Raw genomic sequence first — 21,240 nt, 5'->3', positions numbered from 1 at the left:
CGAAACGTCATCCTGATCTAGCACCCCGGATTTATTTCAGCTTCCCGCCTTCACACCAGCCCCGACGCGCGCGCCGCGGCCGCCGCCTCGCCGCGCGAGATGACTTCCAGCTTCTCCAGCACTGCCGAGACATGGTGATCGACCGTCTTGGGCGAAATTGTCAGATGCGCGGCGATCTTCTTGTTGGAAAAGCCTCGCTCGAGAAGTTCCAGCACTTCCATCTGGCGCTGCGTGAGGCCGGCCTGGTTGGCGCGCGTCGCTTGTCTTGGCCCTCTTGCGATATGAATCAACCCGCTCTGCCGCATGAGGCCGCGCACATGCTGCGCCACCGGCCTTGCGCCGAGCGCCTCGAAACCATCGAGCGCCTCGCGCCGCGCTGCCTCGTCGCCCCTCAGCAACGCGAGCGCCCGCTCGAAGGGGGCATCCATTTTCGTCCAGAGCGCGGCGGCGGCACGCCAGTCGCCAAGCAGTTGCAGGCGATGCGGCTCAGCCATTCCGTCGGTGTCGCCGGGATCGCTTTCAGGCAACAAAAGCTGCCGCCATATCGCCAGTTCGCCGAACACCGCCCGCGTCGGCGCAAGGCTTTCGGCAAGGGCGATGAGGCGCAGCGCTTCGTCCCTGTTCCCCTCGCCCAGCCATGCCAGTTCGGCCATCACCGAGGCGAAGGGCACAAGTCGTTGCAGCTCCATGCCCTTGTCGAGAAACAGCCTCATCTCGTCGAGAACCGGCTCGGCCGACGGGTCTCCCCTGCGGATGCGCAAGCGGGCCAGCGCGACGAGTGAGGGATAGCGCACCAACGGCGTCGTTGCTTCATCGTCGACAACCTCATGCGCCATGGCCGCGGCATCGTCCCAATGGCCGAGCCTGAGCAGGAGCTGCGCCTGCACGCCGCGCATATAGTCGCGCCAGGTCGCGAGATCGTTCTCGACGCAATAGCCGATGCCGCGATCCAGGAACGCCGCCGCTTCATCGAAGTTAAGCCTGTTCATCTCGACGCAGGCGCAGTTGGTGAAGGCCCGCGCGGCGTGCTCCTGAAAGTTGCCCGACAGCGCAATTCCAAGACTGCGGGCGAGATCGCGCCGCCCCTTGGCGAAATCCAGCCATTGCCCGGCCGCCCCGACATTGTTGAGGGCGTGGCAAAGGATGTCCGGTCGGTTGAGCCGCTCCGCCAGTTCGACGGCCTTGCCGCCGAACCTAAGCGTCTCCTCGAGCCGCTCGGCCAGCATCGCCAGCTGCGAGAGATTGGAATAGGCCATGGCGAGTTCGGGACTGTCGGGAGCCGTTTCCAAAAGCTCCATGGCCTGTGATCCGAACCGGTCCGCCGACTCGCGATCGCCGAGCAGATAGGCCAAGCGTGACAAGCACCTGAGGCTGTCGCCTTCCTTCAGCCGATCCCCCAGCGCCTGGCGCAGCTGGCGCGCCCGGCCTTGTGCTTCCATCGCCGTGTCGACGCGGCCGATCAGGTGGCACTCGAACGCATGGCCTTCGTAAAGCTCCGCCTGCTTCTCGATCGGCAGAGTATCCGCGTAGCGCAGGGCGACCTCGTAATAGCCCGCCGCATCGCGATGCGCGCCGACGCGAGATGCCTCCCGCGCGGCGACCGGCGCGAGCTCGCGCACCACGTCCAGGTTTTGCGCTTCCACGGCATGATGCACCAACCTTGCGGTGGCGACCTGCGGATTGTCCCGCAAGGCTGCCAGGGCACGCTCATTGTACTCCCGCCGTTTGCTGGGCGTCAGCGCCATCTCGATGGCCGTGCGGGCGATCTCGTGCCGGAAGGCATAGCCGTCGCCGAAATCCTCGAGCAGGCCGTGGGCCACGCATTCGGCGAGTTGGCCGGCGGCGGCAATTCCGCAAAGGCCGCTCAGCGCCCAGGCATCGGCGCGGCGCGGAAACACCGAGACAGCGTCGAGCATCGAACGGGCGCCCGGCGACAATCTTTCGGCGCGCGCCAGCACGGCGTCGCGGACGCTCGCCGGCAACGCGCCATCGCCTGCGGCGGCGAGCAGCTCGGTGACGAAGAAGGCGTTGCCCGCCGTTGCGCGGTAGATCGCGTCGCCGTCGCGCTCGGCAGCCGCGGCGAGCGAGAGCACCGCGCTTTCGCTGAGCAGCGGCACTTCTATGCGTTGGATATTGCCCGCCGGTATCTCGCCGAGCGCCCGGCGCACACGCATCTGTCCTTCGCTGCGGTCGGTGCGCGCCGTGATCAGAAGCAGGATGTGCGTGTTTGCAATACGCCGGCCGAGGAAACGCACGAAATCGAGTGTCGCGTCATCGGCCCAGTGCAGATCCTCGATGACGAGCAGGCATGGGCCTTTCGCCTCGAAGACGTCGAGCGCCTCGGAAAACAATGGCAGGCGCTGCACCTGGCGGTCGTCGATCGCCCGCGGCGGCTCCCAGTGCGCCTCGCGGGCCAGATCGTAAAGCGGCCCCAGCGGATCGGGAATAGAGAGGTCCTCGCAGGCGCTGCGAAGCACGATCAGCCCCTCGCCCAAGCGACTTGCGAACGCCTCGGCCAGCGCCGTCTTGCCGGCGCCGGCTTCCCCCGACAGGACCACGACGCGGCCGCGCCCGCCTGTTGCATCTGCCAGCAAGGCATCCATTTGCTGCAGTTGCGTCTGCCGTTCCAGAAGCATCGTCACTCTCTCGCGAAACCAGAATTTTCCATCGTGGCGGCCGCCGCCGCGATAGCGTGGGAAACGGCACAGAAATGTGACTTCCCACACATTGAGGTGCTATCTTCCACATAAAACGTCGCAAAGATAGGGAATCGTCCCGGCCAATATGGGGAATGGCTCCGATGCGCGCCTTCCGCGAAGGTGATTTCTGCTGGGTCGCGCTTGAACCGAGCGCAATTCACCAATGAAAGGAAACCGATCGTGCCTCGTTACCTGATTGAACGTACCTTCCCCGATGGGCTGCACGTGCCGATGAACGATGCCGGCGCAACCGCGATGGGCGGCGTCATCGCCCGCAACGCCGAGAAAGGCGTCACCTGGGTGCAATCCTTCGTCTCGCCCGACAAGAGCAAGAGCTTCTGCATTTACGATGCGCCCTCGCCGGAGGCGATCCGCAGCACCGCGCAGAAGAATTCGCTTCCCGTCGACAAGATCACGGAGGTCCGGGTCCTCGACCCCTACTTTTATCGCTGATCGGGCAGACCATGTTGGGCAGACCGTACCCATCGCCGGCGGACCTGACGCCGTGCCGGATAGCGAGAGTGTATCCGCCGCAGCGGATAATGTCCCGCCACGGCGCGGCTTCATGCGACGGGCTGTGTCGGCGTTGCTTTCGCCCCTGCGAAGCCGGCGCCGTCTCCTCCCACCGCAGGACGATTACCTGAAGCGCGACATCGACCTGCATGAGCGGGAAAACCCGCGCGAGTACTGGGAATATTGGTGGCATCACCGCTGATCCCGCACCGGGCAATTCCAGGAAAGTGCGGAGCGGTTTTCCGTCCGGAATTGCGCAAAACAAAGACTTGGAGCGGTTCGTTTGGTGAACCGCTCTGGTCGGGATCAGCGACCATCCTTTTTATCGCCAGGCGCTGCCGGCGTTCGGAGTTGGCCTTACTGGCCGATTGCCGCCGCTTGCGCGCCTCAATTGGGGAGACAAATGAACATTCAGACCTTGACCAAATGCGTTATCGGCGCTTCTGCCTCGATCATCATGCTGATGGCGGGCGCGGCCACGGCAGAAACCGTCAATCCGCTTGCCGAAAAGGTGCGGGCGCTGGACAGCCGCTTCGAGGACGTCGCCGTGGCGAAAGCTGAAGGCTACGCGCCGATCCCCTGCGCCAGCGGCCTCACCGGCGGCGCGATGGGCATCCACTACGTCAACGCGGCCTATCTGAAGGACGACGCCGTTGACGTCGCCAAGCCTGAAGCGGTGATGTACGAGCCGATGGCCGGCGGCAAGCTGAAGCTGATCGCCGTCGAATACATCACCGCAAAGGGCCCCGCCTCGCTCGAGGGCCATCTGTTCAACTTCAACACCGCGCCCAACCGCTACGGCCTCGGCCCCTTCTATGAGCTGCATGTCTGGGCCTGGAAGCAGAACCCCACCGGCGCCTTCGCCGACATGAACCCGAACGTCTCCTGCGAGGCGATGCAGGGGATGTGAGACACCCTTTCCTTCTCCCCGTTTCACGGGGAGAAGGTGGCCCGAAGGGTCGGATGAGGGGCGGCGCCGGCGATTGCGATCGGCCGCCCCCTCGTATCTGACAGAGGATGATCACCCTGTTTAGGACCCCTCCCGCAAAGAACCTTTTCGACACGCGGTTCATCCCAAATTTCCGAAGCCGGCTCTGCCTCTCATCCGCCTGCCGCCACCGCTCCCCGTGACCGGGGAGAAGGAAGCACCCCACCCACCCTTTCTTAAGGTGTTTCGGATAGACCGAAACCTTGGAAAGAGGCTGGAAAACGGAGAGTATTCGGGGTGCGCTTTTCCGCGGCAACGACTGCCGGGCGGTTCCTGCCGCAGCGCTGGGCGCTGCGCATGCGGCCGTTGCTTGGCCGCATCGATGCCGTTCTGTTCACCGCCGACGAGCGCGGCGAAGCCGGGCGCATGTCGCTGATCGCCTTTTCCATCCGTATCATCAGTGCCTTCATCGCCTTCGTCAGCCAGGTGCTGATGGCACGCTGGATGGGCTCGTTCGAATACGGTATCTCGGTGCTGGTCTGGGTAACGATGGTCATCGTCGGCAATCTCGCCTGCCTCGGCTTCCACACCTCGGTCATCCGTTTCATTCCCGAATATCGCGAGCGCGGCATGCTGGCCGAGCTGCGCGGCATCGTGCAGGCGAGCCGCCTTTTCGTGCTCGTCGCCTCGACTCTGGTGGCAGGCCTTGGCGCGCTTGGCGTGTGGCTCGCCTCGGACTGGATCGAGAACTACTACGTCATCCCTTTCATCCTCGGCGTCATCTGCCTGCCGATGATCGCGCTCGGCGATCTTCTTCAGGGGCTGGCGCGCGCCAATTCCTGGGCGCTGCTGGCGCTGTCGCCCACCTATCTGGTGCGCCCGGTGCTGATCCTGATGTTCATGGCGCTGATGCTTGGCCTGCACTATGTGCCCGACGCCAAGACCGCGATCTTCGCGTCGATCGCCGCAACCTATGTCACCACGCTCGGCCAGTTGATGGCCGTCACCTCGCGCATGGACAAAAGAATCCTGCCCGGGCCAATGACCGTGCATTTCGGCCAGTGGATCCTCGTTTCGCTGCCGATCTTCCTGGTCGAGGGCTTCTTCTTCCTGCTCACCAACGCCGACGTGCTGATGGTGGGCGCCTATCTCGATCCCAATGATGTTGCCGTCTATTTCGCCACGGTGAAGACGCTGGCGCTGGTGCATTTCGTTTATTTCGCGGTCAAGGCCGGCGTTGCCCAGCGCTACGCCCAATTCACCCATGGCGAGCCGCATCGGCTTGCCGCCTTCGCCCGCGAGACCGTCTCCTGGACCTTCTGGCCCTCGCTGCTGATGGCGCTACTGGTGCTGGCGCTGGGCGAGCCGATGCTGGTGCTGTTCGGTCCCGAATTCACCGCCGGCTATCCGCTGCTCTTCCTGCTGGTGCTGGGCGTCGTGGCGCGCGCCGCCGTCGGCCCCTGCGAGAGCCTGCTCACCATGAGCGGCAACCAGAACATCTGCGCCGCCGTCTATGCCATGACGCTTGCCCTCAATATCGGCCTCAACGTGGTCCTCATTCCGCTGTTCGGCCTCTGGGGCGCGGCCATCGCCACCAGCCTCGCCATGGTCTTCGAGGCCAGCGCGCTCTCCTTCACTGTCTGGCGCAAGCTCGGCATCGTGATGGCGATCTTCGTGCCTGCAAAGAAGGAAATCGCCTGATGGCCGCCGTCCCGTTGCTCGAAGAGACCAGCGGCGGCCCCGCCGGCGCCATGGTCTCCAACCTTGCCGGCTTGGCGCGCGAGGCCGACCCGGCCCATATCGAGCTCTTCGCCAGCAACAGGCCGGAACGCAAGCTAGCCATCTACCCGGCCTCGGCCGGCTTCGACCTTGTCGAGGAGCTCGACTATCTCAGCGCCCGCACGATCGAGCCCAATGTCTTCTTCAACCCGCGTTTCCTGGCGCCGGCCATGCCGCGGCTGGAAGACCGCGAGGTGCGGCTGGCCGTCATCCGCGACGGCGACGAGTATCGCAACCGGCTGCGCCTTCTGGTGCCCTTCTCGGTCGAGCGGCCGGCGATCCCGCTCGGCGTTCCGGTGATGCGCACATGGTCGAGCCCGTTCGGCCCGCTCGGCACGCCGCTGGTCGACCGCGACGATCCCATCGGCGTCATCGAGGATTTCTTCTCGATGCTGTCGAGGCCGCATCTCAAGCTGCCCAGGGTCTTGGTGCTGCCCGATATGCGCCTCGACGGTCCGGTGGCGAGCCTGCTCACCTCCTTTGCCGACAGCCGTGGCTTGACCATGGTGACCACCGGCAAGGTCGAACGTCCGGTGCTGGAGAGCGACGCCGACGGCGAGGACTACCTCAAGGCGTCGCTGCGGGCGCATCACTACCGCGAATTCCGCCGCCTGAAGCGGCGCCTTGCCGATCAAGGCAGGCTCGAGCACGTCGTGGCGCGCGGGCCGGATGAGATCCGCCACGCCATCGAAAGCTTCCTGACGCTGGAAGCGGCCGGCTGGAAAGGCCGCGAGCGCACCGCGATGGCGATCGACCGCTACCGCGCCGCCTTCGCCCGCGAGGCCGTGCACCGGCTGGCCGAGCAGGACATGTGCCGCATCCACCTTTTGACGCTCGATGGCCGCACCATCGCCTGCCTGATCGTCTTCGTCGAAGCCGGCGTCGCCTATACCTGGAAGACGGCCTATGACGAGACGCTCTCCGCCTATTCGCCGGGCACGCTTTTGATGATCGAGGTGACCAGGCAGCATCTCGACGATCCAAACATCGTCATGACCGATTCCTGCGCGGTTCCGGACCATCCGGTGATGAGCCGCCTGTGGAGCGAGCGCAAGCCGACGGGCACGCTGGTGATTGGGTTGACGCCGGACGCCGACCGGCTGGCCCGGCAGGCCGCCTCGCAACTGCATCTCTACCGCGAGACTCGCAACATGGCGCGCATCCTGCGCAATCGCATGCGGAGCCTGCTGAAAAGACGCTAGAGGGGCGGCGAGACACCGGCTATGGCTTGCGGCGGCCGGACCCGGCCGGCCTTCACCACAAAGCACTCCAAATGATCGATATCGTCCTGCGCTTCGCCCACCTTTGTGCGCCGCTTGTCCTGCTCGCCATGTTTCCGGCTCGAGCCGTGGCCGATACCTGCCCGGAGGATTGCTCCGATCCGGCGCCTCCCCCGGTCAACATCTACAGCCAGACCAAGGCCGGCCATCTGAGTCCCGCCACGGCCGGCGCGCTGTCGCGCGTCTATGTGCCGAACCGTTCCTCCAACAGCGTCTCGGTGATCGATACTGTCACCTTAAAGGAGGTCGGCCGCTTCCCGGTCGGCAGCGAGCCGCAGCATGTCGTGCCGTCCTGGGACCTCAAGACGCTGTGGGTCGCCAACAACGGCACCGGCAGGAACGGCAGCCTGACGCCGATCGACCCGATGACGGCCAAGCCCGGCCAGCAGATCCCGGTCGACGACCCCTACAATCTGTATTTCATGCCGGACGGCAGCGCCGCCATCATCGTCGACGAGGCGATGAAGCAGCTCGATTTCCGCGACCCGCACACCATGGCCTTGAAATCGAGCCTGCCGACGCCGACCTGCCCCGGCATCAACCACGCCGACTTCTCTGCCGACGGCTCCTACGCGATCTTCACCTGCGAATATGGCGACGGCGGCCTGGCCAAGATCGACCTGAAGAACCAGAGGGTGCTGGGCCACCTCGACCTCTCGAAAATGGGCATGCCGCAGGACATCCGCCTGTCGCCCGACGGCAAGGTCTTCTACGTGGCCGACATGATGAATGACGGCGTGTTCCTGGTCGACGGCGACAATTTTCGGGAAATCGGCTTCATTGCGACCGGCATCGGCACGCATGGCTTCGTCGTCAGCCGCGACGGCAAGCGGCTCTACGTCTCGAACCGCGGCTCGCACAGGATGGAGCAGGGCAAGGCCAGGGGCCCGGGCAGCGTCACGGTCATCGACTTCGCCACCCGCGCGGTGGTCGCGCAATGGCCGATTCCCGGCGGCGGCAGCCCCGACATGGGCAATGTCAGCGCCGACGGCAGGCAGCTATGGCTCTCCGGCCGCTTCGACAGCGAGGTCTATATGATCGACACGATGAGCGGCGCGGTGATCAAGATCCGCGTCGGCGCGGAGCCGCATGGCCTCACCGTGTGGCCGCAGCCGGGGCGCTACTCGCAGGGGCATACGGGGAATATGCGGTAGGTACTTTTGGGGTGGCCCGCCACCTACGCCCAAGGCCGCGATGCGCTCCTGATGGGCCGAAGACCCGGCCGGGGGAAAGGAGGCGCGTGCTGATGATCGGATTGGGCGCGCAAATCTTTGGCCAAAAAATTCCGCCCTTTTCAGCCTGTCGTCCAACCGTCATGCTGGGGACCTACACATCCGCAAATCTGGATGGATGGATGCATGGACAAGACAGCAGCCCTGCTCGCGCTGGCCGCGCTTGGCCAGGACACAAGGTTAGGGGCTTTCCGGCTGCTCGTGCGGGCGGGTGCCGAAGGTGTTCCAGCTGGCGAGATCGCGTCGCAACTGGGAACGGTGCAGAACACCATGTCTGCGCATCTGAAGGTCCTCGACCGCGCCGGGCTGGTTCGGGCCGAACGGGAGGGACGGATCATACGTTATCTCGTGGACATGAACGCCTTTCGCGATCTGCTGGCCTATCTGATGGAAGACTGCTGCAGGGAGGCCCCAGAGTTTTGCCAGCCAGTCATCCAAGCGGCGACCTGCAAATGCTGATGATCTCGGAGGAGGATCGGCACCATGTCCGCTGACCTGTCGCGACGGCTCGCTGCCGAAGGCCTTGGAACCGCGATGCTGGTCGCCGCTGTGGTCGGTTCGGGCATTATGGCTGATCGGCTGACCCATGATGCGGCACTCGCCTTGCTCTGCAACACCTTGCCGACCGGCGCGATACTGGTCGTGCTGATCACCGTCCTCGGCCCGACTTCCGGTGCGCACTTCAACCCGGCTGTCACGCTCGTGTTCAGCTTGCGGCACCAGATCGGCCTCGACGTCGCTCTGACCTACGTGGCAGCCCAGCTCGCTGGAGGCATTCTCGGCACACTGGTCGCTCATGCCATGTTCGACATGCCGCTCTTCAGTCTCTCGACCACGGTGCGCTCGGGGTCTGGCCTGTGGATCGCCGAGGCGGTCGCGACCTTCGGGCTCGTCTTCACCATCCTTGCGGGTCTTCGCTTCCGAGCGGATGCCATCCCGTGGCTGGTTGGGCTCTACATCGTGGCCGCCTACTGGTTCACCGCATCGACATCGTTCGCGAACCCAGCAGTGGCCGTGGCCCGCGCCCTCTCCAACACCTTCGCGGGTATCCGGCCGCTCGACGTCCCCGCATTCATCGCAGCTCAGCTCGCCGGCGCTCTGGTCGCTATGGCACTAGCTGGGTGGCTGCTCGCGGAACCCCAAGCCCTCACGAAAGTGGAATCCGCCGGATGACCGTCACGATCTATCACAACCCCCAGTGCGGCACCTCGCGAAACACGCTCGCCATGATCAGGCAGAGCGGCGAAGAGCCCGAGATCATCGAATACCTCAAGACGCCCCCCTCGCGCGCCAAGCTGGTTGAGCTGATCGCAGCCATGGGTATCACTCCGCGTGCCCTGCTGCGGGAAAAGGGAACGCCCTATGAGGAGCTTGGGCTTGCTGACCCAAAGTGGTCAGACGACGATTTGATCGACGCCATGGTCAAGCATCCGATCCTGATCAACCGCCCAATCGTGGTGACCCCGCTGGGTGCGGTCTTAGCGCGACCATCTGAGGCGGTCCTGCCGATCTTACCCAATCCCGACATCGGCCCCTTCACCAAGGAAGACGGTGAGGTCGTGATCGACGCGAGCGGCAAACGGGTCGGCTGACTATATTTCGATCATTGTCGAAATAGGTGTTGACCTGTGGCGGCTGCGGGCGCAGTTTATTTCCATGAAACTCGAACAAGCCGCAAAACAGCTCGAAGCCATCGGCAACCCGACACGGCTCAAGCTCTATCGCACTCTGGTCAGAGCCGGCGAGGCAGGTCGGCCCGTGGGGTATTTGCAGGACAGCCTTGGCATCGCAGCCTCGACGCTGTCCCATCATTTGCATCGCCTTATTCTGACCGGTCTCGTGACGCAGGAGCGGCAGGCGACGACCCTCATCTGCCGGGCCAACTACCCTATCATGCGAGATCTGATCGGCTTCCTGGCTGACGAGTGCTGCGCTGACGCGGCTTGCGGTGCCGTCGAGGGCGAAGCGGCAGCATAGCGTCTTTTTTGTTTCGTATTTCGATGATCCCGGAAGGATGGAAAATGTCAATGAATGACCGTGACGTCCTCCCTGTCGCCGTCATCGGAGCCGGCCCGGTCGGCTTGGCGGCCGCCGTCCAGCTTATCCAAAGGGGACTCCGGGTGAAGGTCTATGAGGCCGGCGATGGCATCGCCACCAATCTCAGGGATTGGGGTCATGTCCGGGTGTTCACGCCTTGGCGCTACTGTGTTGATCGGACGGCGGTAAAGCTGCTTGAGCGCAGTGGCTGGACGATGCCCGATCCGGAAGCGTTCCCAACCGCTGATGAGCTGGTCGCGCACTACCTTGAACCGCTCGCGAGGCTCCCTGAACTCTCAACATCTATCGAGACCAATGCAAACGTAGTTGGCATCTCCCGCTGGGGCGCGGACAAGGTCTTGAGCAAGGATCGACAGGCGCGGCCCTTCATGTTGGTCGTGAAGACCGCCGAGGGGATCAAACGCGACGGCGCGCGTGCCGTCGTTGATGCGTCTGGGACATGGCAGACGCCAAATCCGCTTGGTGGCGGTGGTATCGCGGCGGAGGGCGAAGCCGAGTTCGCTGACAAGATCGCCTACGGCATCCCCGACATTCTCGGGCGCGACCGCAGCCTCTATGCAGGTCGCACAACCCTGGTGGCAGGGTCCGGCCTTTCGGCCGCCAACGCACTGCTGGAACTCGATAGATTGGGTGCTGATGAGCCGGGCACCACTTCTCTCTGGGTGACACGCAGTACCGATCTTGTGCGCATCTACGGCGGTGGAGACGCCGACCAACTTCCCGCGCGTGGCGAGTTGGGCTCTGATGCTCGCGAATTGGTGGAAAGCGGCGGCACAACGATGGTGACCGGCTTCGCGACGCTAGCCATCCGCAACTCAAAGGGCCGCCTAACCGTCGAAGGTCAAACGCGGGACGGCTTACAAGTGCTGGGACCTGTTGACCGTATCATCGCCGCAACCGGCCAGCGGCCCGACCTCTCCCTCACGCGCGAACTTAGGCTGGACCTTGACCCGTGGCTTGAGAGTGTCAAGGCGCTGGGGCCTCTGATCGACCCCAACGAACACTCCTGCGGCGATGTTCCCCCGCACGGCCATCGCGAACTGAGCCACCCCGAGCCCGACTTCTACACTGTCGGCGTCAAGAGCTACGGCCGCGCTCCGACCTTCTTGCTGATGACCGGGTATGAACAGGTGCGGTCGGTCGCGGCAGCTCTCGCTGGCGAGATGGCGGCTGCGGATGCGGTGCAACTGGTGCTACCCGAAACAGGCGTCTGCACGGTCCCTCCCTCGACCATACGCGCGGCGGGTGGCGGGTGTTGTGGTGACCCAGCTCCTTCCGAGGCAGACGCCTGTTGTGTCGCCGACGCTGAAGCGGAAGCCGCTGGCAAGAGCGGCTGCGGCTGCAACGCAGCAGCATGAACGAATCAAACCGCGATGGAGCACAGTCGGCGAACGATCATAACCGTCCTTGGGACTACCCAGATCATGGCCTGGGGGTCCACCTACTACCTGCCGGCGGTCATCGCACCCAAGATAGCCGCTGACTCTGGCTGGCCACTGACTTGGGTCGTTGGCGGATTGTCGCTCGGCTTGCTCGTCGCCGGTTTGATCTCGCCTCGTGTCGGCTCTTCCATCGAGCGCCACGGCGGCCGGAACGTTCTTGCGTTCAGCGCCGGCTGCATCGGCGTCGGCCAGATCGGGCTCGCTGCCTCGCCGAACCTCGCCGCCTATATCGCAGCGTGGCTCATTGTTGGACTTGGGATGGGGGCGGGCTTGTACGATGCCGCCTTCGCGACCCTCGGCCGGCTCTACGGGCATAGCGCGCGCTCGGCTATCACAACCCTTTCGCTGTTCGGCGGCTTCGCCAGCACGTTCTGTTGGCCGGTCTCGGCCTTCCTCATGGGCGAGACGGGCTGGCGCGGCGCATGCCTCGTCTATGCTTCGGTCCAGTTGTTGTTCGCCCTGCCCCTCTATCTCGCAATGTTGCCGCGTGGGGTGCCGCTGCCGAGCGTCACAGACCGACCGGGAAAGGCGCAGGTTGGCACCGCCGTTCAGCCGGCCTCAGTTCCGATCATGGTCGTCCTAGCCGCCACGCTGACCTTGGCGGCGGTCATTTCGTCGACGATGTCAGTTCATCTGCTCACCATCTTGCAGGCCAGCGGCATGGCGCTCGCCGCTGCCGTTGGGCTCGGGGCACTGGTCGGCCCCGCCCAGGTGTCGGCGCGTGCCGTCGAGATGGTCATCGCCCGCTACCATCATCCCATCTGGACCAAGTTCGCGTCGGTGAGCTTCGTTGCCATCGGCATTGGCGCGCTCTGGGTCGGGGTTCCGGTGGTGCCCGTGGCGCTGGCATTCTACGGTGCAGGCATCGGCCTCGAAACAATAGCGAGAGGCACGCTGCCGCTCGCTCTGTTCGGTCCGTCGGGGTACGCGAGACTGATGGGACGTCTTGCTATGCCCAGCTTGATCGCCCAAGCGGCAGCGCCGTCTTTAGGAGCTTTGTTGTTGGAGCAAGTCGGCCCCCACGGCACCCTTGCAGTTCTCGCCGGTTTGGCGCTGCTGAACGTCGGGCTCGCTTGCAGCTTGGGCTGGCTGATCTTCCGTCGTCGAACGCTACAGGTGCAGATGCAATAATGCATAGTTATCGGCCGGGCTGTTACGAGTTTGGACCCCATGAGCCCTGCCGGCCGGCTGCCCTTTTTGGAACAGCTTTGACGACCGATAAGGCTCATCGACAGCGCGCCGGTAGCGGTAGGACGTGCTTCCCGTCTTTTTTGCTTCGCCTACGTTGAAGAATGCTTGTCTGACACTGTGCCCATTTCTGTTCCTTCCGTTGTACCTCGGAGGAATGACAAACCCTTGAAGCTGCTGGATTACTGACTTCAAATCAACCAAATGGTGCCCCTAGCCGGGATCGAACCAGCACTCCTTGCGGAACTCGATTTTGAGTCGAGCGCGTCTACCAATTCCGCCATAGGGGCTCAGGCCGGGCGGCCTGGATGGGCGCGGACTATACGGTTGGACGGCCTTTCGTCAACTGGCCTGTTGCGGATTTGCCGGCGCCGCTTCGGTCAACCCGCATCCGGCGGTCTTGTGAGGACCGCCGGACATTGTGCGCCGCGAGAAATCTTTTTAGAGAGGCGAATGTTTTAAGGTGCCCGGTCGATAATGGCGGCTGCGGCGCTTTGGGTCCTTGTTTCGTGCATGCCGGTGGCCGAAAACCGCTGCGCCGTTTGGGGTGACATGAATTAGGTGATTCCAGGAAAAGTGCGCAGCGGTTTTCCGTCTGCAATTGCGTCAACCGCATTAGGAGAGCCGATGCTTCGCGGACTTTACGACTGGACCCTGTCGCTGGCGGCGAGGAAATCGGCCGAATGGTGGCTGGCCTTCATCGCCTTCGTCGAAAGCTCGGTCTTCCTCGTGCCGGCCGACGTGCTCTTCCTGCCGATGGCGCTGTCCAAACCCGAGCGGGCCTATCGTTATGCATTGATCGCCACCGTCGCTTCGGTCCTGGGCGGCGTCGCCGGATGGTTCATCGGCCACTATGCCTATGAGGCGGTCGCCAAGCCGGTGCTCGAATTCTACGGCAAATATGACGAGTTCGAGCAGTTGCGCACCTCGTCCGGCGTCGGCTTCATCATCCTGATGCTGGTCACCTCGGGCGCGGCCCATCTGCCGCCGATCAAGGTGGTGACGATCCTGTCCGGCGTCATCGGCGTCAATCTCCTGCTCTTCATCGGACTGGCGATCGTGGCGCGCGGCGCCCGTTTCCTGCTGCTTGCCTGGTTGCTGCGCCGCTACGGCGAACCGATCAGGGAATTCATCGAAAAGCGCTTGGGATTGATTGTCGGCGCCGGCGCCGCCGCCCTGATTTTGCTCTATATCCTCGTCAGATACGCCCACGGATAGCGACGCAGCAACGGACCCGATAGATGACCGCGACTATGAATGCCGACACCGGACGCCAGCGCACGCGCGCGGCGCTCTTTCTCGCCGTCGCCATGGCCGCGACGGTCGGCTCTGCGCTCGCCTTCCAATATATCGGCGGCTACATCCCCTGCCATCTCTGCCTCGAGCAACGCACGCCCTACTATATCGGCGCGCCGCTGATGCTGCTGGCGGCGATCGCCTCGATGCTGCGTGCGCCGGCCTGGGTGACGCGCGGGCTGCTCGCGATCGGCGGCCTGCTGATGCTCTACGGCCTCTATCTCGGCGTCTATCATTCGGGCGTCGAATGGGCATGGTGGCAAGGTCCGGCTGACTGCACCGCCGGCGCCGGCCCGGTCGACACCGGCGGCAAGGGCGTGCTCGACGCGCTCGACAAATTCGTGCCGCCCTCCTGCGACAAGGCGGCGCTTCGCATCCTCGGCCTGTCGCTCGCCGGCTGGAACGCCATCGCCAGCCTCATCCTCGCCGCCGTCGCCTTCCGCAGCGCGTTGTCTCGCGACTGAGCCACGCAAACGACGCGAGATCGTTCAAAGAATTCGTCAGGCTGGCCGTATGGAGTGATTGTCGAGAACCGAAGCGCAGCGGACATTCAGGTCCGTGAGCATCGGAAGCGCAGACAATCGCTCCATACGGCCAGCCTGACGAATTCTCGAACGATCTCAAGGTTCGAGTTCGACATCCCAGTAGAGATAATCCATCCAGCTTTCATGCAGATGGTTGGGCGGGAACAGGCGGCCGTTGTTGTGCAGGTCGTGCACCGTCGGCTGATAGGGCTTCTGCAGCGGCCACATCTTGGCCTGGGCCGGCATCATACCGCCCTTGCGAAGATTGCAGGGCGAGCAGGCGGCGACGACATTCTCCCAGGTCGTCGCCCCGCCGCGATGGCGCGGGATGACATGGTCGAACGTCAGATCCTCGGGCGTTCCGCAATATTGGCACTGGAAGCGGTCGCGCAGGAAGACGTTGAAGCGGGTGAAGGCGGGATGCCTGGACGGCTTCACATAGGCTTTCAGGCTGACTACGCTCGGCAGCTTCATCGAGAAGGTCGGCGAGGAGACGGCGTGCTCGTATTCGGCGACAATGTTGACCCGGTCGAGGAAGACAGCCTTGATGGCATCCTGCCACGACCAGAGCGACAGGGGGTAATAGCTGAGCGGGCGGTAGTCCGCATTCAGCACCAGCGCGGGAAGCCCATCCGGAGACACGGCAACCGTCACGTCCTTCGCCTCCTTGCTTCTAGAACCGAACGGCGCGGATACTGTAAGCCTGACATGACAGGGATGTGAAGCGGATTGTCGCGCGTCGAAATCGCCAAAACCGCATGATTTTCAGGCTTTTTCGGTCATTTCGGCGGAGGGCGCCGCGTCCCTGCCCTTCAATTCCCGGTAATAGGCCCAGAAAAGCCGCGACGCGACACCCCGCCACGGGCTCCATGATTCGGCCAGCCGGATAAGCATTTTTTCCGGCGGACGCGGGTCGATGCCCAGCGCATGACCGACCGCCGTCTGCAGCGCGACGTCGCGCGCGGGAAACACATCCGGGTGGCCGGCGGCAAACAAAAGGTAGCATTCGGCCGTCCATGGACCGATGCCGGGCACGGCCGTCATCGCCGCGATCGCGTCGCCGGCGTCAAGCGTGCACAGGTGATCGAGATCGAGCCCGCCGGCCACCGCTTCGGCGACGGCGAGCAGCCCGCGCTGTTTCGGCCGCGACAGCCCGGCCTCGCGAAATACGCCCTCGCCGGCGGCAAGGATTGCTTGCGGCGTCAGCGGGTCTACGAGCTTCACCAGTCGCCCGAAAATGGCGTCGGCGCTGGCGCGGGAAACTTGCTGCGAAACGATGATCGAGGTCAGGCTTTGAAAGCCAGGTTCCGAGAGCCGGAGCGGCACTTCGCCCGCCCGGCCGCGCACGGTCGCCAGCCGCGGATCGATCCGGCAGAGCGCGTCGAGCCCTGCCGCAATGTCGTCGAGCGAGGCGATGCGTTGCACGTTGCTTGTTCCCAGGGCGCCCGCGAAGTGGCAATTGATGGCTAACTAGCAACCGACGGAAGCGCCTTTCAACCCGAATACCGCCCGAGAGATGACACTCCTGACATTCCGCTTCGCGCCGAGCCCCAATGGCGAATTGCATCTCGGCCATGCCTACTCGGCCTTGCTCAACCAGCGCATGGCGGCGCAGGCCGGCGGGCGCCTGCTGCTGCGCATCGAGGATATTGATGTCCTGCGCTGCACGCCCGAATTCGAGGCCGGCATTTTTCGCGATCTGGAATGGCTGGGGTTGCGTTGGGAACTGCCGGTGCGTCGCCAGTCCGAGCATTTCGCCGAATACCGCGACGTGCTCGAGCGGCTGATCGCCGAGGAACTCGTCTATCCGGCCTTCATGAGCCGGGGCGAGATCCGCGCCTTCATCGCCGAGACGGGCGGCCGCGACTGGCCCCGCGATCCGGACGGCGTGCCGCTCTACCCCCCGCTCGACAAGGCCCTTTCGGCCAGGGAGCGCAAGCGGCGCATTGCGGACAACATGCCCTTCGCCTGGCGGCTCGATGTCGAGGCGGCGATGGCGCGCGTCACGGCCGGCCTGTCATGGGTGGAGTTCACCGACGAGACGATGTCGGCGACGCGAGCGATCGAAGCGCAACCGCGGGCCTGGGGCGACGTCATCGTCGCCCGCCGCGACATCCCGACCAGCTACCATCTCGCCGTCGTCGTCGACGACGCTCTGCAGAGTGTCAGCCATGTCGTGCGCGGCCAGGATCTTTATTCGGCGACAAGCGTGCAGCGCCTGTTGCAGCAACTGCTTGGCCTGCCGCAGCCACGCTATTTCCACCACCGCCTGATCCTCGGCCCGTACGGCAGGAAACTGTCCAAGAGCTTCAAGGACACAGGCCTTGCCTCCCTCCGGGCGGCGGGCATGCCGCCGCAGGACGTCAGAAGATCGATCGGCTTTTAGCTGGCTAGAGGCGCGCCATCCCGGCCTTGATCAGCGCCAGCACGCTGATGAAGACAAAGGCGCCGCCGAGCCCGCAGGCAACCGCCAGCTTCAGATCGCTCAGGCTGATGCCTTGTTTGTTGGCGACCGCAACCGCAACGAAAAAGCCGAAGATGAACAGCAGCGTGTTGCCGGTCGGGCCGAAGCCGCTCTCCCTCATGATTGCGTCGAGCGCCGTGCCGAAGAAGAAGCCGAAGGCGGCGATGATCGCGAAGGCCAACAGCCAGGTCGTGTCCAGATGCAAAAACATGCCCCACCATGGCGCGGCGATGCGCCATGCCCCTGTTGGCACGGTTTGTTGAATTCGATTTAGCTTATGGATCAACCGTTTCGTTTTGCTTGCGGGATTGATCGGCATTAGAGCAATTGCCGTCATCAACCGTTCACCCGGCAGCTTCCCCCCATGCAGAGCATCAAGCGGTTCATTCCCGCCTCCTTCGTCGTTCTGTGGGCGACAGGCTTCATCGGCGCGCGCTACGCCATGCCCTGGGCAGAACCCTTCACCTTCCTTGCCATCCGCTTCGCGATCGCGGCGATCCTGTTTGCCGGCCTCACCATTCTGCTCGGCTCGCGCAAGGCAACGCGCGATGAGGCGCTGCACGCGACGGTGGCCGGCGTCCTCATGCACGGCGTCTATCTCGGCGCCGTCTTCTGGGCTATCCACAGGGGCATGCCGGCCGGGTTTTCGGCGCTGATCGTCGGCCTGCAGCCGCTGATCACCGCCGTGCTCGCCGGAAAATTCCTGGGCGAAGCGATCCTGCCGCGCCATTGGGCCGGCCTTGCCGTCGGCCTGCTTGGCGTCATCATCGTGCTCTGGCCGAAGCTCGGCATGCTGGGCGGCGGCGTCACGACGGCGACGCTGACCGCCTCGCTCGTCTCGGTGCTCGGCATGAGCGCCGGCACCATCTGGCAGAAGCGTTATGCCTCCGGCGGCGATCTGGTGTCGGCGACGATGTGGCAATATGTCGGCGGCTCCGTCGTGATGATCCTGGGCTCGCTCGCCTTCGAGACGCGCGCCCTCACCGTCAATGGCGAGCTGATCTTCGCCATGGCCTGGCTGGTCCTGGTGCTGTCAGTCGGCGCCATATTCCTGCTGATGGTGATGATCAGGGACGGCGAGATGTCGAAGGTTGCCTCGCTGTTCTACCTGGTCCCGGCCGTAACCGCGGTCATCGCCTGGGTGCTTTTCAATGAGCAGCTCAACCTGCTGCAGATCGCCGGCATGGCGATCGCCACGCTTGGCGTCGCCTTGGCGACCGCGCGATCCAATGGGACTCAGCCGACGCGGGCGCGCGCCTCAAGATAGCGGCTGATCGCGGCGTTGAGTTCGCCGCCGAGGATGAAGATCGCCGAGATGATGTAGAGGAAGACGACCGCGATCATGATCGAGGCGAGCCCGGCATAGGTCGTCACATAGGACGAGAAATGGTCGAGATAGGTGGCAAAGATCGTCGACCCGACCAGCCAGGCGACCAGCGTGAAGACGATGCCGGGTATGATCGAGACGAAGCGGCGCTTGCCGGCGGGCAGCCAGATATGCACCGAGAACAGCCCGATGACGATGACCGTCGAGGCGATCACGTAACGCCAGATGGTGATCGTGCCCATATAGGGCTTGATCCATTCCAGATGCGCTTCCGCCAGCCGCGCGAGCAGCGGCGCGAACACAAGAAGCACGCTGATGGCGAGAAAGCAGGCGGTGGCGATCAGGACGAAGATGATGCTTTGCACCCGGCGGTGGATGATGCCGCGCGTCTCGGTGACCCGATAGGCGCGGTTGAGCGACGTGCGCAGGGCTTCGATGCCGTTGGAAGCGAAATAGGCCGCAAGCAGCACGCCATAGGTCAGAAGGTCGGTGCGGCGCACCGTGAGCACGTTCAGCACCTCATGCGCGATCGGCTTGGCGATCTGCTCCGGCCATGTGTCGAAGACCAGATGCACGGCCGTGTCGGCGAAGGCGCGCGCGCCGAGGAAGCTAGCAAGCGTGGTGGCGAAGATCAGGAACGGAAACAGCGCCATCAGCGAGGTGATCGCCAGATGGCTGGCCATCGCCCAGCCGTCATCAGTGTTGAAGTGGCCTATCGCATCGTAGAGCACGCGCTTGAGGGCGACGATATTCCGCAGCAAGGGCCCGCGCTCCGCTCGATTGTGTCAACGCCGCGAATATGGGAAGTGATTGCGGCAAATGGCAACCCCAGGTCCCACAATGCGCCCCGCCGCCGAAGAGTTGCGCACCGTCATCGTCACCGGCGCCTCCTCCGGCATCGGCGCCTATTGCGCGCGAGCTTTGAAAGCGGAAGGCTGGCGGGTCTTTGCCACGGCGCGCAAGCCGGCCGACATCGCAGCCCTCGAGACCGACGGCCTGGAGGCTTTCTACCTCGACTACCGGGAACCCCAATCCATCGCGGCGTTGGTCGATGCGGTGCTGGAGCGCACCGGCGGCACGCTTGACGCGCTCTTCAACAACGGCGCCTACGCCCAGCCCGGCGCCGTCGAGGACCTGTCGGTCGCAGTGCTTCGCGAGCAGTTCGAGGCCAATTTCTTCGGCTGGCACGATCTCACCCGGCGGATCGTGCCGGTCATGCGCCGCCAGGGGCACGGCCGGCTCGTCCACTGCTCCTCGATTCTCGGGCTGGCCCCTGTCCGCTTCAGGGGCGCCTATTCGGCCTCCAAGCACGCCGTCGAAGGCCTGATGCTCTGCATGCGCCAGGAGCTCGAAGGCAGCGGCATCCACCTATCCCTGATCGAACCGGGGCCGGTGACGTCGAAGATCGCCAGCAACGGCCTCACCTGGTTCCTGAAAAACATCGACATCGAAAATTCCGTCCACCGCGCCGATTATCAGGCGCAGCTTGCACGGCTTCAGGCCGGCGGCAGCGTGTCGAAGCTGAAGCCCGGGCCTGAGGTCGTCCACAAGGCGCTCCGCCACGCGCTTCTGTCACAGCGCCCGCGCCCGCATTATGTGGTAACGGTGCCGGCCCGGATCGGCGCGGCGCTGAAACGCATCCTGCCGGCATCCCTGCTCTATCGCGTGCTCGCCAGGCGCGCCTGACCGAACCTGAACCGGAGCGAGCCAGATGCTCATCGCCTTGAAAATCCTTGCCATCGTCGCGATGGCCGCCGTGGTGATCGTGCTGGTCCGCGGCCTGATCAACATGATGCGCGGCGGCTCCGGCATCACATCGAACAGGCTGATGCAGGCGCGCATCATGCTGCAGGCCGTGGCCTTGGCGCTGCTGTTGCTGGTGGTCTATTTCACACGCAAATAGAGGATCTTAAAGAGGACGGCGTGGTCAAGCTCAACAAGATCTACACCCGCACCGGCGACGACGGCACGACGGGGCTCGGCACCGGCGAGCGGCGGCTGAAATCCGACCTGCGCGTCGACGCCTACGGCACCGTCGACGAGGCCAATGCCTGCATCGGCATGGCCCGCATCCACACCGCCGCGGAACATCCCGCGATCGACGCCATGCTGTCGCGCATCCAGAACGATCTGTTCGATCTGGGCGCCGACCTTGCCGTGCCGGACGACGGCAAGCCCCTGGAATATGAGCCGCTGCGCATCGTCGCGGCCCAGACCGACCGCGTCGAGCAGGATATCGACGCGCTCAACAAGGAGCTGCAGCCGCTGAAATCCTTCGTGCTGAACGGCGGCACGCCTGCCGCAGCCGCGCTCCATCTTGCCCGCACCGTGGCGCGCCGCGCCGAGCGCCTGATGGTGGCGCTGGCGCAGGATCCGGCCGAGCATGTCAACCGCGAGGCGCTCAAATACATCAACCGCGTCTCGGATTTCCTGTTCGTCGCCGCCCGTGCGGTCAATGACAATGGAAAGGCCGACGTGCTATGGGTTCCCGGCAAGAACCGCTGAATCCA

At 64.3% G+C, this 21,240-nt stretch carries 23 protein-coding genes and 1 tRNA gene; 18 read left to right on the top strand and 6 right to left on the bottom strand.

Annotation, left to right across the window (positions count from 1 at the left end; genetic code table 11):
• Positions 1–50: 50 nt before the first annotated feature.
• Positions 51–2,636: a helix-turn-helix transcriptional regulator gene (locus tag LB553_RS23310; RefSeq protein WP_224516642.1), complete on the bottom strand. Its 2,586-nt coding sequence runs from the start codon at positions 2,634–2,636 to the stop codon at positions 51–53.
• A 243-nt stretch (positions 2,637–2,879) separates the two neighbouring features.
• On the opposite strand from LB553_RS23310, the gene LB553_RS23305 reads away from it, so the two are divergent.
• From LB553_RS23305 to LB553_RS23255, 11 genes are all read left to right on the top strand, one after another.
• Positions 2,880–3,152, top strand: coding sequence for a DUF4242 domain-containing protein (locus LB553_RS23305; RefSeq protein WP_095767571.1), 273 nt, complete (start codon positions 2,880–2,882; stop codon positions 3,150–3,152).
• Positions 3,153–3,669: 517 nt separating this feature from the next.
• Complete coding sequence (locus tag LB553_RS23300) at positions 3,670–4,122, top strand: hypothetical protein (protein WP_224516673.1); 453 nt, start codon at positions 3,670–3,672, stop codon at positions 4,120–4,122.
• 315 nt (positions 4,123–4,437) lie between these two features.
• Positions 4,438–5,841 (top strand): lipopolysaccharide biosynthesis protein, encoded by a 1,404-nt coding sequence (locus LB553_RS23295; RefSeq protein WP_224516641.1) that lies wholly within the window; start codon positions 4,438–4,440, stop codon positions 5,839–5,841.
• Entirely contained in the window at positions 5,841–7,121 is a 1,281-nt protein-coding gene (locus LB553_RS23290; protein WP_224516640.1) for a GNAT family N-acetyltransferase, read from the top strand. Before LB553_RS23295 ends, LB553_RS23290 begins: the two co-directional genes overlap by 1 nt.
• A 71-nt stretch (positions 7,122–7,192) precedes the next feature.
• Complete coding sequence (locus tag LB553_RS23285) at positions 7,193–8,353, top strand: YncE family protein (protein WP_224516639.1); 1,161 nt, start codon at positions 7,193–7,195, stop codon at positions 8,351–8,353.
• A 204-nt stretch (positions 8,354–8,557) separates the two neighbouring features.
• Positions 8,558–8,890 carry an ArsR/SmtB family transcription factor gene (locus LB553_RS23280; protein WP_224516638.1) on the top strand — a complete coding sequence of 111 codons (333 nt, stop codon included), beginning with the start codon at positions 8,558–8,560 and terminating at the stop codon, positions 8,888–8,890.
• 24 nt (positions 8,891–8,914) lie between these two features.
• Positions 8,915–9,604 (top strand): aquaporin, encoded by a 690-nt coding sequence (locus LB553_RS23275; RefSeq protein WP_224516637.1) that lies wholly within the window; start codon positions 8,915–8,917, stop codon positions 9,602–9,604.
• Positions 9,601–10,023, top strand: coding sequence for an arsenate reductase (glutaredoxin) (arsC, locus tag LB553_RS23270; RefSeq protein ID WP_224516636.1), 423 nt, complete (start codon positions 9,601–9,603; stop codon positions 10,021–10,023). The genes LB553_RS23275 and arsC overlap by 4 nt, the downstream gene beginning before the upstream one ends.
• Before the next feature lie 64 nt (positions 10,024–10,087).
• Positions 10,088–10,408 carry an ArsR/SmtB family transcription factor gene (locus LB553_RS23265; RefSeq protein WP_224516635.1) on the top strand — a complete coding sequence of 107 codons (321 nt, stop codon included), beginning with the start codon at positions 10,088–10,090 and terminating at the stop codon, positions 10,406–10,408.
• Positions 10,409–10,458: 50 nt separating this feature from the next.
• A complete protein-coding gene (locus LB553_RS23260) occupies positions 10,459–11,847 on the top strand; it encodes an FAD-dependent oxidoreductase (protein ID WP_224516634.1) in 1,389 nt (462 codons plus the stop codon).
• 66 nt (positions 11,848–11,913) lie between these two features.
• The gene (locus LB553_RS23255; RefSeq protein ID WP_224516633.1) at positions 11,914–13,062 is read left to right on the top strand and encodes an MFS transporter; all 1,149 of its coding nucleotides are present in this window, start codon (positions 11,914–11,916) and stop codon (positions 13,060–13,062) included.
• Between the two features lie 262 nt (positions 13,063–13,324).
• On the opposite strand, the gene LB553_RS23250 is transcribed toward LB553_RS23255, so the two are convergent.
• Positions 13,325–13,409 (bottom strand) — tRNA-Leu (locus LB553_RS23250).
• A gap of 337 nt (positions 13,410–13,746) precedes the next feature.
• Here LB553_RS23250 and LB553_RS23245 point away from each other — a divergent pair.
• On the top strand, positions 13,747–14,337 hold the full coding sequence (locus LB553_RS23245) for a YqaA family protein (protein WP_224516632.1): 591 nt from the start codon (positions 13,747–13,749) through the stop codon (positions 14,335–14,337).
• A 23-nt stretch (positions 14,338–14,360) separates the two neighbouring features.
• Positions 14,361–14,879 (top strand): disulfide bond formation protein B, encoded by a 519-nt coding sequence (locus tag LB553_RS23240; RefSeq protein WP_224516631.1) that lies wholly within the window; start codon positions 14,361–14,363, stop codon positions 14,877–14,879.
• 156 nt (positions 14,880–15,035) lie between these two features.
• On the opposite strand, the gene LB553_RS23235 is transcribed toward LB553_RS23240, so the two are convergent.
• Positions 15,036–15,593, bottom strand: coding sequence for an HNH endonuclease (locus LB553_RS23235; protein ID WP_027167440.1), 558 nt, complete (start codon positions 15,591–15,593; stop codon positions 15,036–15,038).
• Positions 15,594–15,704: 111 nt separating this feature from the next.
• Entirely contained in the window at positions 15,705–16,364 is a 660-nt protein-coding gene (locus tag LB553_RS23230; RefSeq protein WP_224516630.1) for a DNA-3-methyladenine glycosylase family protein, read from the bottom strand.
• Between the two features lie 91 nt (positions 16,365–16,455).
• On the opposite strand from LB553_RS23230, the gene gluQRS reads away from it, so the two are divergent.
• Positions 16,456–17,325: a tRNA glutamyl-Q(34) synthetase GluQRS gene (gluQRS, locus tag LB553_RS23225; RefSeq protein ID WP_224516629.1), complete on the top strand. Its 870-nt coding sequence runs from the start codon at positions 16,456–16,458 to the stop codon at positions 17,323–17,325.
• Between the two features lie 4 nt (positions 17,326–17,329).
• Here gluQRS and LB553_RS23220 read toward each other — a convergent pair whose 3' ends face one another.
• The gene (locus tag LB553_RS23220; RefSeq protein WP_224516628.1) at positions 17,330–17,740 is read right to left on the bottom strand and encodes a hypothetical protein; all 411 of its coding nucleotides are present in this window, start codon (positions 17,738–17,740) and stop codon (positions 17,330–17,332) included.
• 27 nt (positions 17,741–17,767) lie between these two features.
• Here LB553_RS23220 and LB553_RS23215 point away from each other — a divergent pair, with 27 nt between their 5' ends.
• On the top strand, positions 17,768–18,670 hold the full coding sequence (locus tag LB553_RS23215) for a DMT family transporter (protein ID WP_224516627.1): 903 nt from the start codon (positions 17,768–17,770) through the stop codon (positions 18,668–18,670).
• Here the strand turns inward: LB553_RS23215 and LB553_RS23210 are convergent.
• A complete protein-coding gene (locus tag LB553_RS23210) occupies positions 18,640–19,491 on the bottom strand; it encodes a YihY/virulence factor BrkB family protein (RefSeq protein ID WP_095767497.1) in 852 nt (283 codons plus the stop codon). The genes LB553_RS23215 and LB553_RS23210 overlap by 31 nt on opposite strands.
• Before the next feature lie 58 nt (positions 19,492–19,549).
• On the opposite strand from LB553_RS23210, the gene LB553_RS23205 reads away from it, so the two are divergent.
• Genes LB553_RS23205 through LB553_RS23195 form a run of 3 tightly spaced genes read left to right on the top strand, consistent with a single transcriptional unit; the run spans position 19,550 to position 21,235 of the window.
• On the top strand, positions 19,550–20,416 hold the full coding sequence (locus LB553_RS23205; protein WP_224516626.1) for an SDR family oxidoreductase: 867 nt from the start codon (positions 19,550–19,552) through the stop codon (positions 20,414–20,416).
• Between the two features lie 25 nt (positions 20,417–20,441).
• Positions 20,442–20,633, top strand: a complete 192-nt coding sequence (locus LB553_RS23200) for a twin transmembrane helix small protein (RefSeq protein ID WP_224516625.1) — start codon at positions 20,442–20,444, stop codon at positions 20,631–20,633.
• 20 nt (positions 20,634–20,653) lie between these two features.
• Positions 20,654–21,235 (top strand): cob(I)yrinic acid a,c-diamide adenosyltransferase, encoded by a 582-nt coding sequence (locus LB553_RS23195; RefSeq protein WP_224516624.1) that lies wholly within the window; start codon positions 20,654–20,656, stop codon positions 21,233–21,235.
• Positions 21,236–21,240 lie beyond the last annotated feature (5 nt).

Origin of the sequence: Mesorhizobium sp. CA8 (genome assembly GCF_020164955.1) — a bacterium.
In the GTDB taxonomy this organism is placed as follows: domain Bacteria; phylum Pseudomonadota; class Alphaproteobacteria; order Rhizobiales; family Rhizobiaceae; genus Mesorhizobium.
The sequence above is the reverse complement of the archived record's forward strand: the minus strand, read 5'-3'. Positions and strand labels throughout refer to the sequence as shown.